The sequence below is a fragment of the Pseudomonas sp. UBA7500 genome (assembly GCF_002478435.1).
Classification (GTDB): Bacteria; Pseudomonadota; Gammaproteobacteria; order Pseudomonadales; family Pseudomonadaceae; genus Aquipseudomonas; species Aquipseudomonas palmensis.
This window is the reverse complement of record NZ_DLNW01000052.1, coordinates 72,209-83,863: the sequence shown is the minus strand read 5'-3', so window position 1 is coordinate 83,863 and position 11,655 is coordinate 72,209. Positions and strand designations below refer to the sequence as shown.

Sequence of the window (11,655 nt, the reverse complement as noted above, 5' to 3'; positions counted from 1 at the left end):
GTGAACCCGCCTCCTACTCGATTCTTGGGTAAAGCGTGTTCCTGTGGGAGCGGGCTTGACCCGCGATGGAGCGCGTAGCGGTCCGCTTTCAGAGCAAAGCGATACAAAAAAACATTAGATACACTAAAAAGCTGTTTGATATTGAATTGTGTATCGCTTATAAATACTCCCATGCCCAACCAGCCTTGAGGCGGGAGCCCGAACATGTACGCACAGCTTGTCGAAACCGGCGTCAAACGCATCAAGTCCCTGGACGAGATGTCGCCCCAGGAACGTGCCTTCCAGGAAAAGATCGACGCCGAAATCAAGATCGAAGCCAAGAACTGGATGCCCGACGCCTACCGTCAGACCCTCATCCGCCAGATTTCCCAGCACGCCCACTCCGAGATCGTCGGCATGCTGCCCGAGGGCAACTGGGTCACCCGTGCCCCGACCCTCAAGCGCAAGCTGCAGCTGATGGCCAAGATCCAGGACGAAGCCGGCCACGGCCTGTACCTGTACAGCGCCATGGAAACCCTGGGTGCCGATCGCGACGAAGAGATCGCCAAGCTGCACAGCGGCAAGGCCAAGTACTCCAGCATCTTCAACTACCCGACCCTCAACTGGGCCGACATGGGCGCGGTGGGCTGGCTGGTGGATGGCGCGGCCATCGTCAACCAGGTGGTGCTGCAGCGCACCTCCTACGGCCCCTACGCACGGGCCATGGTGCGCATCTGCAAGGAAGAGAGCTTTCACCAGCGCCAGGGCTACGAGATTCTGCTGACCATGATGCGCCACGGCACCCAGGCCCAGAAGGACATGGTGCAGGACGCGATCAACCGCCTGTGGTGGCCGGCGCTGATGATGTTCGGCCCCAGCGACGACAACTCGCCCAACAGCGCGCAGTCGATGGCCTGGAAGATCAAGCGCCAGAGCAACGACGAACTGCGCCAGCGCTTCGTCGACCAGACCATCCCGCAGCTCGAACTGCTGGGCTGCACCGCCCCCGACCCCGACCTGAAGTGGAACGACGAGCGCGGCCACTACGATTTCGGCGCCATCCAGTGGCAGGAATTCTTCGACGTGCTCAAGGGCAACGGCCCGTGCAACCAGGAACGCCTGGCCACCCGGCGCAATGCCATCGAAAGCGGCGCCTGGGTGCGTGAAGCCGCCGTCGCCTACGCCCGCAAACAACAGAACAAGAACGCCGCCTGAACCGGCGACTGATGGGAGATACACGATGTCTGTCTGGACCCTCTACGAAGTGTTCGTGCGCAGCAAGCACGGCCTGAACCACAAGCATGTGGGCAGCGTGCATGCCGCCGACGACGCCATGGCCATCGAGAACGCCCGCGAGCTGTACACCCGCCGCAGCGAAGGCGTAAGCCTGTGGGTGGTGCCCTCGGCGCTGATCGTGGCCTCCTCGCCGGACGAGAAGGACCCGCTGTTCGACCCGGCCGACGACAAGGTCTACCGGCACGCCAGCTTCTACGAGCTGCCCGACGAAGTCGGACACATGTGAGGTCGACCATGAACAGCACCCAAGACGATCTGATCCATTACCTGCTGCTGCTGGGCGACAGCGCCCTGATCCAGGGCCAGCGCCTGTGCGAGTGGTGTGGCAAGGCGCCGGCCATCGAGGAAGAACTGGCGCTGATGAACGTCGGCCTGGACCTGGTGGGCCAGGCGCGCAACTGGCTGGACTACGCCGCCGAGCTGCTGGCCGACGGCCGCGATGCCGACGACCTGGCGTTTCGCCGCGACGAGCGCGCCTACCGCAACCTGCTGCTGGTGGAGCAGCCCAACGGCGATTTCGCCGTGACCATGGCCAAGCAGTTCCTGTTCGACGCCTGGCACCTGCAGGTGCTCAAGGGCCTGTGCGACTCCACCGACCTGCGCATCGCCGGCATCGCCGCCAAGGCGCTCAAGGAGGTCACCTACCACCTGCGTCGCTCCAGTGAATGGGTGCAGCGCCTGGGTGGCGGCACCGACGAAAGTCGCCGGCGCATGCTCGCGGCCATCGCGCAGGTGTGGCGCTTCACCGTGGAGCTGGCCAGCGGCAGCGAGGCTGAAACCCGCCTGGCCGCAGCGGGCATCGGCGCCGACCCGGCGCAGGTCGGCGCGGCATGGCTGCACCAGGTCGAGGCCACCTTCGCCTCGGTCGAACTGCCGTTGCCGCCTGCGGCCAGCCACTTCTACCTCAGCGGGCGTACCGGCATGCACACCGAGCACCTGGGCATCCTGCTGGCCGAAATGCAGTTTTTGCCACGGGCCTACCCCGATGCAACCTGGTGAGCTGATCGCCAGCGACCACGGTGCGCGGGCACTGCGGGCCGATGACCTGAGCCACGCCTGGACGGTGCTGGAGCAGGTGATGGACCCGGAAGTGCCGGTGGTCAGCGTGGTCGACCTCGGGATAGTGCGCGACCTGCACTGGCAGGCCGGCCACCTGCACCTTGTGGTCACGCCGACCTATTCGGGCTGCCCGGCCACCGAGGTGATCGAGGGCGATATTCGCCAGGCGCTGGAGCAGGCCGGGTTCGCCGCGCCGTGCCTGGAGCGGCGCCTGACGCCGGCCTGGAGCACCGACTGGATCACCGAGCAGGGGCGCGAGCGCCTGCGTGCCTATGGCATCGCGCCGCCCGTGGGCAGTGCCAGCAAGCGCAGCCTGCTGGGCGAAAGCCCGCAGGTGCTGTGCCCGGTGTGCGCCAGCAGCCACACCGAGCTGCTCAGCCAGTTCGGCTCCACGGCCTGCAAGGCCCTGTACCGGTGCCGCGAGTGCCTGGAACCTTTCGACTATTTCAAATGCATCTGAGCGCGCTGGCGCCGTGCAGCGGGAGAACAGCATGAGTCAATTTCACAGCCTGACCATCAAGGATGTGCGCGCCGAGACCCGCGATGCGGTGTCGATTGCCTTCGAGGTGCCGGCGCACCTGCAGGACGATTTCCGTTTCACCCAGGGCCAGTACCTGGTGATGCGCACGCAACTGGACGACGAGGAAGTGCGTCGTTCGTACTCGATCTGCAGCGGCGTGGAAGACGGCGAGCTGCGCGTGGCGATCAAACGCGTGGCCGGCGGGCGCTTCTCGGCGTTTGCCAACGAGGTGCTCAAGGTCGGCCACAGCCTCGAAGTGATGCCGCCTTCGGGCAGCTTTCACGTGCCGTTGGACCCGACCCGTCGCGGCAACTACCTGGCGGTGGCGGCGGGCAGCGGCATCACGCCGATCCTGTCGATCATCAAGACCACCCTGGAGCGCGAACCCGACAGCCGCTTCACCTTGCTCTACGGCAACCGCTCAAGCTCCGGCGCACTGTTTCGCGACAAGCTCGAAGACCTGAAGAACCGCTACCTGCAACGCCTGAACCTGATCTTCGTGTTCAGCCGCGAGCAGCAGGACGTGGACCTGTACAACGGGCGCATCGACGCCGACAAGTGCGGTCAGCTGTTCTCGCGCTGGCTCGACCCCAGGGCGCTGGACGCCGCCTTCATCTGCGGCCCGCAGGCGATGACCGAGACCGTGCGCGACAGCCTCAAGGCCAATGGCATGGCGGGGGAGAAGATCCATTTCGAGCTGTTTGCAGCGGCGGGCGACGAACGCAAGCGTGAAGCCCGCGAGGCGGCACGCCAGCTGGACGCCGCCGTCAGCCAGATCACCGTGATCAGCGACGGTCGGGCGCTGGCCTTCGACCTGCCGCGCAACACCGTCAGCGTGCTGGATGCCGGCAATGCCATCGGCGCCGAGCTGCCGTACTCGTGCAAGGCCGGGGTGTGCTCGACCTGCAAGTGCAAGGTCATCGAAGGGGAGGTGGAGATGGACAGCAACCACGCCCTGGAGGACTACGAAGTGGCGGCGGGGTATGTGCTGTCGTGCCAGACGTACCCGGTCAGCGACAGGGTGGTGCTGGACTTCGATCAGGTCTGATACCGCGTCGACTCAATCGCGGGTCAAGCCCGCTCCCACAGGTACAGCACCGGTCTTGAGGAGAGTGCAGACCCTGTGGGAGCGGGCTTGACCCGCGATGAGGCCCGCCTGAACACCGCAACACCTGTGTGCCCTGAAAACTAAAACAACAACACCAAGAGAGCGCCCCAATGACCCCCGAAGACATCGACAGCATCTGCAAGCACCCCGACTTCAAGCAACTGGTACGGCGCAAGCAGCGCCTGAACTGGTCGCTGACCCTGGCCATGCTGGTCATCTACTACGGCTTCGTGCTGCTGGTGGCGTTCTCCCCCAGCACCCTGGGGCAATCGCTCAGCGGCGGCGTGACCACCGTCGGCATGCTGGTCGGCGTGCTGGTGGTGCTGGTGTCCTTCGGCCTCACCGGGATCTACGTGTACCGCGCCAACAACGTGCTCGACCCGCTCAACGACAAGGTCCGCCAGGAGTGCACGAAATGAACTGGACAGCCATCAGCATGTTCCTGCTGTTCGTCGTGTTCACCCTGGGCATCACCCGCTGGGCCGCACAGCGCACCCGTTCGGCCAGTGACTTCTACACCGCAGGCGGCGGCCTCACCGGCTTTCAGAACGGCCTGGCCATCGCCGGCGACATGATCAGCGCCGCCTCGTTCCTGGGCATTTCCGCGATGATGTTCCTCAACGGCTATGACGGCCTGCTGTACGCCCTGGGCGTGCTGGCCGGCTGGCCGATCATCCTGTTCCTGATTGCCGAGCGCCTGCGCAACCTGGGCAAGTACACCTTCGCCGACGTGGTGTCGTACCGCCTGGACCAGACCCCGGTACGCCTGACCTCGGCCCTGGGCACCCTGACCGTGGCACTGATGTACCTGGTGGCGCAGATGGTCGGCGCCGGCAAGCTGATCGAGCTGCTGTTCGGCATCAGCTACCTGTATGCGGTGATGCTGGTGGGCGTGCTGATGGTGTTCTACGTGACCTTCGGCGGCATGCTCGCCACCACCTGGGTACAGATCATCAAGGCCGTGCTGCTGCTCTCGGGCACCAGCTTCATGGCGTTCATGGTGCTCAAGCACTTTGGTTTCAGCACCGAGGCGATGTTCAGCGCCGCCACCGAGGTGCACGCCAAGGGCACCGCGATCATGGCCCCGGGCGGGCTGCTGTCCAACCCCATCGACGCGATTTCCCTGGGCCTGGGCATGATGTTCGGCACCGCCGGGCTGCCGCATATCCTGATGCGCTTCTTCACCGTGAGTGATGCCAAGCAAGCGCGCAAGAGCGTGTTCTACGCCACCGGTTTCATCGGCTACTTCTACCTGCTGCTGATCATGGTGGGTTTCGGCGCCATCGTGATGGTCGGCACCGACGCAAGCTACCGCGACGTCAACGGCGCGATCATCGGCGGCGGCAACATGATCGCCGTGCACCTGGCCCAGGCCGTGGGCGGCAACCTGTTCCTGGGCTTCATCTCGGCCGTGGCCTTCGCCACCATCCTGGCGGTGGTGGCCGGGCTGGCGTTGTCCGGCGCCTCGGCGGTGTCCCACGACCTGTACGCCTGCGTGATCCGCAAGGGCCAGGCCACCGAGAAGGAAGAGATGCGCGTGTCGCGCATCGCCACCCTGGCCATCGGCGTGCTGGCGATCATCCTGGGCCTGATGTTCGAGTCGCAGAACATCGCGTTCCTGTCCGGGCTGGTGCTGGCGATTGCCGCCTCGGTGAATTTCCCGGTGCTGTTCCTCTCGATGTACTGGAAGGGCCTGACCACCCGTGGCGCGGTGATCGGCAGCATGAGCGGGCTGGTCTCGGCCATCGTGCTGCTGGTGCTCAGCCCGGCGGTGTGGGTCAACGTGCTGCACAACGAAACGGCGCTGTTCCCCTACAGCAACCCGGCGCTGTTCTCCATGAGCCTGGCGTTCCTGGGCGCCTGGGTGTTCTCGGTCACCGACACCTCGGAGCGGGCGGCGCAGGAACGCGGCCGCTACCTGGCGCAGTTCATCCGCTCGATGACCGGCATCGGTGCCGCAGGCGCAAGCAAACACTAACCAAAACGATTGTCGGGTATAAAAATAATGAACCACATTCGCTTCATGCCGGCTTCGCTGCTGGCCGGCTTCGCCTTGCCCCTGGTCGCCGCGCCGGCCCTGGCCGACTTCATCGACGACAGCCATGCCAAGGTCGAGTTGCGCAACCACTACATCAATCGCGATTTTCGCCAGAGCAACGCGCCGCAATCCAAGGCCGAGGAGTGGGCCCAGGGTTTTACCGTGAAGTTCGAGTCCGGCTTCACCGATGGCCCGATCGGGGTAGGCGTCGACGCCATGGGGCAACTGGGCATCAAGCTCGACTCCAGCCGTGATCGGCGCGGCACCGGGCTGCTGCCGTTCGGGCCAGACAGCCTGGAACCGGCCGACGACTACAGCGAGCTGGGCCTGACCGCCAAGCTGCGCGCCTCAAAGAGCGTGCTGCGCCTGGGTACCTTGCAGCCGATCCTGCCGGTGGTGGTGTACAACGACACCCGCCTGCTGGCCGCAAGCTTTCAGGGCGGCCTGCTGACCAGCCAGGAGATCGACGGCCTGACGTTCAACGCCGGGCGGCTAACCAAGGCCAACCTGCGCGATTCCTCCAGCCGCGACGACATCGGCTACGGCGCGGCCAGCAGCGACCGCTTCGATTTTGGTGGCGGCACCTATGCCTTCACCCCGCAACTGAACCTGACCTACTACTACGCCAAGCTCGACCAGATCTACCGTCAGCAGTTCGTCGGCCTGGTGCACACCCAGCCGCTGGGCGAGGGCCTGAGCCTGCGCAGCGACCTGCGCTATTTCGACAGCCGTGGCGACGGCGCCGAGCGGGCAGGGCGCATCGACAACCGCAACTTCAACGGCATGTTCACCCTGGCCAGCGGCGCGCACAAGGTCAGTGCCACCTTCCAGCAGATGTCGGGCGACAGCGCCTTCCCGTTCCTCAACGGCGGCGACCCGTACACCGTCAACCTGGTGACCTACAACACCTACACCCGCGCCGGGCTCGACTCCTGGCAACTGCGCTACGACTACGACTTCGTCGCCCTGGGCATTCCGGGCCTGAGCTTCATGACCCGCTACACCGACGGGCGTCATGCCAGGACCGCGACCGTGGACAACGGCCGCGAGCGCGAACGCGACACCGACATCACCTACGTGGTGCAGAGCGGCCCGTTGAAGAACGTCAGCCTGCGCTGGCGCAACGTCACCTTCCGCTCAGGCAACGGCTTGACCAACAGCCTGGACGAGAACCGCCTGATCATCGGCTACACCCTGGCGCTGTGGTAAGCGCGCCCCTTAAAAGAACCGGAGGACACCTCATGTCTGTTGCCCCAACCTTGCAAAGCTTCATCGCCGGCCGCTGGCTCGGCCAGCATGGCGCGCAGCCGCTGCGCAGCGCCCTGGACGGGCACGTATTGGCGTACAGCCATGAAGAGCGGCCCGACTTTGCCGAAGCCATCGAGCATGCGCGCCGTGAGGGCCTGCGCAGCCTGATGGCGATGGACTTCCAGCAGCGTGCCGCGCGGCTCAAGGCCCTGGCGCTGTACCTGGCCGAGCGCAAGGAACAGCTCTACGCACTGTCCCACCACAGCGGTGCGACCCGCGCCGACAGCTGGATCGACATCGAGGGCGGCAACGCCACGCTGTTCGCCTATGCCGGCATCGGCAGCCGCGAACTGCCCTCGGGCAACCTGCTGCACGAAGGCCCGGCCATCCCGCTGGGCAAGCAGGGCACCTTCGCCGGCAGCCACATCCTGGTGCCGCGTGCGGGGCTTGCGGTGCACATCAACGCGTTCAACTTCCCGATCTGGGGCATGCTTGAAAAGTTCGCGCCGACCTTTCTGGCCGGCATGCCGTGCATCGTCAAGCCGGCCACCTCCACCAGCTACCTGACCGAGGCGGTGGTGCGCCTGATGGATGAGTCCGGCCTGCTGCCGGCCGGCAGCCTGCAGTTGGTGGTGGGCAGTACCGGCGACCTGCTCGACCGCCTGCAAGGCCAGGACGTGGTGACCTTCACCGGTTCTGCCGACACCGCGGCCAAGCTGCGGGTGACCCCGAACCTGATCCGCCACTCGGTGCCGTTCACCGCCGAGGCCGACTCGCTCAACTGCGCGATCCTGGGCCCGGACGTGAAGCCGGACGATGCCGAGTTCGACCTGTACATCAAGGAAGTGGTACGCGAGATGACCACCAAGGCGGGGCAGAAGTGCACCGCCATCCGCCGCGCCATCGTGCCGGCCAAGCACCTGGACGCCGTGGCCACGCGCCTGCGCGAGCGCCTGAGCAAGGTAGTGGTGGGCGACCCGTCGGTGGAGGGCGTGCGCATGGGCGCGCTGGCTTCCCATGACCAGCAGCGCGACGTGGGCGAGCGGGTGCGCAGCCTGCTGCAGAGCTGCGACCAGCTGTTCGGCGCCAGCGATGGTTTCGAGCCACGGGGCGAGGGCGTGAGCGAAGGGGCGTTCTTTGCGCCGACCCTGCTGCAGGCACGCGACCCGCATGCCGATGGCGGTGCCCACGACATCGAGGCCTTCGGCCCGGTGAGCACGCTGATGGCCTACGACGATCTGGATGAAGCGCTGGCGCTGGCCGCGCGCGGCAAGGGCAGCCTGGTGGCCAGCCTGGTGACCGCCGACCGCGAGGTGGCAGCCAAGGCCATTCCGGTGGCTGCGGCCTGGCACGGTCGGTTGCTGATCCTCGACAGCGAGGCGGCGGCGGAGTCCACCGGGCACGGTTCGCCTTTGCCGCAGCTCAAGCACGGCGGCCCTGGGCGTGCCGGTGGCGGCGAAGAGCTGGGCGGGCTGCGGGCGGTCAAGCACTACCTGCAGCGTGCGGCAGTGCAGGGTTCGCCGAGCATGCTGATGGCGGTGACCGGCGAGTATGTGCGCGGTGCCCAGGTGTACGAGAGCGAGGTGCACCCGTTCCGTCGTCACTTCGAAGAGCTGCGCATCGGCGAGTCGCTGCTGACCCATCGGCGTACCGTGACCGAAGCGGACCTGGTGAACTTCGGCTGCCTGTCGGGGGATCATTTCTACATGCACTTCGACGACATTGCGGCCAGGCAATCGCAGTTCGGCAAGCGCATTGCGCATGGCTACTTCGTGCTGTCGGCGGCGGCGGGGCTGTTCGTCTCGCCGGGCGAGGGGCCGGTGCTGGCCAACTATGGCCTGGACACCCTGCGTTTCATCAGCCCGGTGGGCATTGGCGACACCATCCAGGCGCGCCTGACCTGCAAGCGCAAGATCGACCAGGGCAAATCCAGCCCGCTGGGCCAGCCGCAAGGGGTGGTGGCGTGGGATGTGGAAGTGACCAACCAGCTGGGTGAGCTGGTGGCCAGCTACGACATCCTGACGCTGGTGCTCAAGCGCCCGGTGTAACGCCGAGCGCTGCGCGCTCGATCGCGGGTCAAGCCCGCTCCCACAGGGATTATCGCCATCCCCGTGGGAGCGGGCTTGACCCGCGATGGGCTACGCAGCAGCCTCCGCAATATGGCACGCACACAAAAATACCTGGCACACACGCAAGCGCTTTACCCCCTCCGACTTTGCTCTAATCCCGTCATGGCCTGCCACGCCACTCATTGATCCACCCAGAACGGGATAACAATAAAAAATGAAACGCTTGATGCCGCTTGCCGTGCTCTACGTGTCAACGCTCGCCCACGCCGGCACGCCCGGCAACATCGACGCCAACCGACTGCTCAACGCCAACCAGGACGCCGCCAACTGGCTCGCCCACGGGCGTACCTACGACGAACAACGCTTCAGCCCGCTGACCCGCATCAACGACCAGAACGTCGCCGGGCTTGGCCTGGCCTGGACGCAGAAGCTCGACATCGATCGCGGTACCGAAGCCACCCCCATCGTGGTCGACGGCGTGATGTACACCACCGGCGCCTTCAGCATCGTGTATGCCTTCGACGCCGCCAGCGGCAAGCCGCTGTGGAAGTACGACCCCAAGATCCCCATGGAAAAACTCAGCCAGGGCTGCTGCGACGTGGTCAACCGCGGTGTGGCCGTGTGGCAGGGCAAGGTCTACGTGGGCAGCTTCGATGGGCGCCTGATCGCCCTCGATGCGGCCACCGGCAAGGAGGTGTGGAGCGTCGACACCGTTCTGGACCCCAACAAGAGCTACACCATCACCGGCGCCCCGCGCATCGTCAAAGGCAAGGTGCTGATCGGCAACGGCGGCGCCGAGTTCGGCGTGCGCGGCTATATCACCGCCTACGATGCCGAGACCGGCAAGCAGGCCTGGCGCTTCTTCACCGTGCCCGGCGACCCGGCGCTGCCACCGGAAAACGAGGCCATGGCCAAGGCCATGAAAACCTGGAAGGGCAATGGCTGGGTCAAGTGGGGCGGTGGCGGCACCGTATGGGACTCGATGTCCTACGACCCCGAACTCGACCTGCTGTACGTGGGCACCGGCAACGGCTCGCCGTGGAACTACCAGTTCCGCAGCCAGGGTGAGGGCGACAACCTGTACCTGTCGTCGATCGTCGCGCTGCGCCCGGAAACCGGCGAATACGTGTGGCACTTCCAGGTGACGCCCGGCGATCGCTGGGACTTCACCGCCACCCAGCAGATCGTGCTGGCCGACATCCAGATCGACGGCAAGACCCGCAAGGTGCTGATGCAGGCACCCAAGAACGGCTTCTTCTACGTGATCGACCGCACCAACGGCGAGTTCATCTCGGGCAACAACTTCGTGCAGGTGAACTGGGCCAGCGGCCTGGACCCCAAGACCGGGCGCCCCATCCTCACCGACCAGGCCGACTACGCCAAGGCGCCGAAGGTGATACAGCCAAGCTTCCTCGGCGGCCACAGCTGGCACCCGATGTCGTACAACCCCAACACCGGCTATGTGTACATCCCGGCCCAGGACACCGTGGCCGAACTCAAGGCCGCCGACAAGCCGCTGTTCCTGCCGACCAAGTCGGTGGTCAACTTCGGCCTGGACGTGCCCGACCTGCCGGAAGACCCGAAAGTGTTCAACCAGATCCGCAGCGCCTGGCGCGGCCACCTGATTGCCTGGGACCCGGTCAAACAGCAGGCCGCCTGGACCCACGACTATGTCGAGTCCGGCAACGGCGGCACCCTCAGCACCGCCGGCAACCTGGTGTTCCAGGGCACCTCGGACGGCCGCGTCATGGCCTTCAGCGCCGACAAGGGCAAGCAGCTGTGGGAGCACCGCGCCAACTCCGGCGTGCTCGGCGGGCCGGTCACCTATGAGGTCAAGGGCGAGCAGTACGTGGCGTTCATGGCCGGCTGGGGCGGCATCATGCCGCTGATCGCAGGCGGCCTGACCGACAAGGGCAAGGTGCAACCCGAATCCCGCGTGCTGGTGTTCAAGCTTGGCGCCAAGGGCGAACTGCCGCCGCCGCGCAAGGCGCCGGTGCTGCCGCCGCAAGTGCCGGCACTGACCGCCTCGGCGGATGAAATCGCCCAGGGCCGCACCCTGTTCAACGGCATGTGCGGCGCCTGCCACGGCCTCAACGCCGCCAGCGGCGGGGTGATCCCCGACCTGCGCTACCTGAGCCCGGACAAGCACCAGGCCTTCGTCGGCATCGTCAGCGGTGCGTTCATGAGCAAGGGCATGCCGAGCTTTGCCGGGGTACTGGACATGCCGCAGATGCAACTGATCCAGCAATACATCATCAAGCGCAGCCTTGACCTGCGCGCCGCCGCCGACGCCACTGCGGCGCAGTAAGCCACCCCTCGACCCCGCTCGCCAGGCGTG

General features: G+C 65.8%; 9 protein-coding genes and 1 pseudogene. All 10 read left to right on the top strand.

What is annotated here, in order from left to right; all coding sequences use genetic code 11:
• The first annotated feature begins 204 nt into the window (after window positions 1-204).
• The 10 genes and pseudogenes from paaA to B4I46_RS22925 all read left to right on the top strand — a co-directional run bounded on the left by paaA (window position 205) and on the right by B4I46_RS22925 (window position 11,625).
• A complete protein-coding gene (gene paaA / locus B4I46_RS22970) occupies window positions 205-1,194 on the top strand; it encodes a 1,2-phenylacetyl-CoA epoxidase subunit PaaA (protein WP_286902029.1) in 990 nt (329 codons plus the stop codon).
• A gap of 25 nt (window positions 1,195-1,219) precedes the next feature.
• Window positions 1,220-1,501 (top strand): 1,2-phenylacetyl-CoA epoxidase subunit PaaB, encoded by a 282-nt coding sequence (gene paaB, locus B4I46_RS22965; RefSeq protein WP_043863004.1) that lies wholly within the window; start codon window positions 1,220-1,222, stop codon window positions 1,499-1,501.
• An 8-nt stretch (window positions 1,502-1,509) separates the two neighbouring features.
• The gene (paaC, locus tag B4I46_RS22960) at window positions 1,510-2,274 is read left to right on the top strand and encodes a 1,2-phenylacetyl-CoA epoxidase subunit PaaC (RefSeq protein WP_043863003.1); all 765 of its coding nucleotides are present in this window, start codon (window positions 1,510-1,512) and stop codon (window positions 2,272-2,274) included.
• Complete coding sequence (gene paaD, locus B4I46_RS22955) at window positions 2,261-2,794, top strand: 1,2-phenylacetyl-CoA epoxidase subunit PaaD (protein ID WP_054915435.1); 534 nt, start codon at window positions 2,261-2,263, stop codon at window positions 2,792-2,794. Before paaC ends, paaD begins: the two co-directional genes overlap by 14 nt.
• 31 nt (window positions 2,795-2,825) lie before the next feature.
• Complete coding sequence (gene paaE / locus B4I46_RS22950) at window positions 2,826-3,902, top strand: 1,2-phenylacetyl-CoA epoxidase subunit PaaE (RefSeq protein WP_043863001.1); 1,077 nt, start codon at window positions 2,826-2,828, stop codon at window positions 3,900-3,902.
• A gap of 170 nt (window positions 3,903-4,072) precedes the next feature.
• Window positions 4,073-4,381: a DUF485 domain-containing protein gene (locus B4I46_RS22945; protein WP_236176861.1), complete on the top strand. Its 309-nt coding sequence runs from the start codon at window positions 4,073-4,075 to the stop codon at window positions 4,379-4,381.
• Window positions 4,378-5,940, top strand: a pseudogene (locus tag B4I46_RS22940) (cation acetate symporter); the annotation flags it as partial. The gene B4I46_RS22945 and the pseudogene B4I46_RS22940, both read left to right, overlap by 4 nt.
• Before the next feature lie 27 nt (window positions 5,941-5,967).
• On the top strand, window positions 5,968-7,209 hold the full coding sequence (locus B4I46_RS22935; protein WP_043862998.1) for an OprD family porin: 1,242 nt from the start codon (window positions 5,968-5,970) through the stop codon (window positions 7,207-7,209).
• Window positions 7,210-7,241: 32 nt separating this feature from the next.
• Complete coding sequence (paaZ, locus tag B4I46_RS22930; protein ID WP_286902027.1) at window positions 7,242-9,296, top strand: phenylacetic acid degradation bifunctional protein PaaZ; 2,055 nt, start codon at window positions 7,242-7,244, stop codon at window positions 9,294-9,296.
• 235 nt (window positions 9,297-9,531) lie between these two features.
• Window positions 9,532-11,625, top strand: coding sequence for a PQQ-dependent dehydrogenase, methanol/ethanol family (locus tag B4I46_RS22925; RefSeq protein WP_078480197.1), 2,094 nt, complete (start codon window positions 9,532-9,534; stop codon window positions 11,623-11,625).
• The last annotated feature ends 30 nt before the right edge of the window (window positions 11,626-11,655 follow it).

What these genes read in the sequence shown, in the direction of transcription:
- paaC (WP_043863003.1), top strand. Translation starts at nt 1,510, where the DNA reads ATGAACAGCACCCAAGACGATCTGATCCATTACCTGCTGCTGCTGGGC.
- B4I46_RS22925 (WP_078480197.1), top strand. Translation starts at nt 9,532, where the DNA reads ATGAAACGCTTGATGCCGCTTGCCGTGCTCTACGTGTCAACGCTCGCC.
- B4I46_RS22935 (WP_043862998.1), top strand. Translation starts at nt 5,968, where the DNA reads ATGAACCACATTCGCTTCATGCCGGCTTCGCTGCTGGCCGGCTTCGCC.
- paaE (WP_043863001.1), top strand. Translation starts at nt 2,826, where the DNA reads ATGAGTCAATTTCACAGCCTGACCATCAAGGATGTGCGCGCCGAGACC.
- B4I46_RS22945 (WP_236176861.1), top strand. Translation starts at nt 4,073, where the DNA reads ATGACCCCCGAAGACATCGACAGCATCTGCAAGCACCCCGACTTCAAG.
- paaB (WP_043863004.1), top strand. Translation starts at nt 1,220, where the DNA reads ATGTCTGTCTGGACCCTCTACGAAGTGTTCGTGCGCAGCAAGCACGGC.
- paaA (WP_286902029.1), top strand. Translation starts at nt 205, where the DNA reads ATGTACGCACAGCTTGTCGAAACCGGCGTCAAACGCATCAAGTCCCTG.
- paaZ (WP_286902027.1), top strand. Translation starts at nt 7,242, where the DNA reads ATGTCTGTTGCCCCAACCTTGCAAAGCTTCATCGCCGGCCGCTGGCTC.
- paaD (WP_054915435.1), top strand. Translation starts at nt 2,261, where the DNA reads ATGCAACCTGGTGAGCTGATCGCCAGCGACCACGGTGCGCGGGCACTG.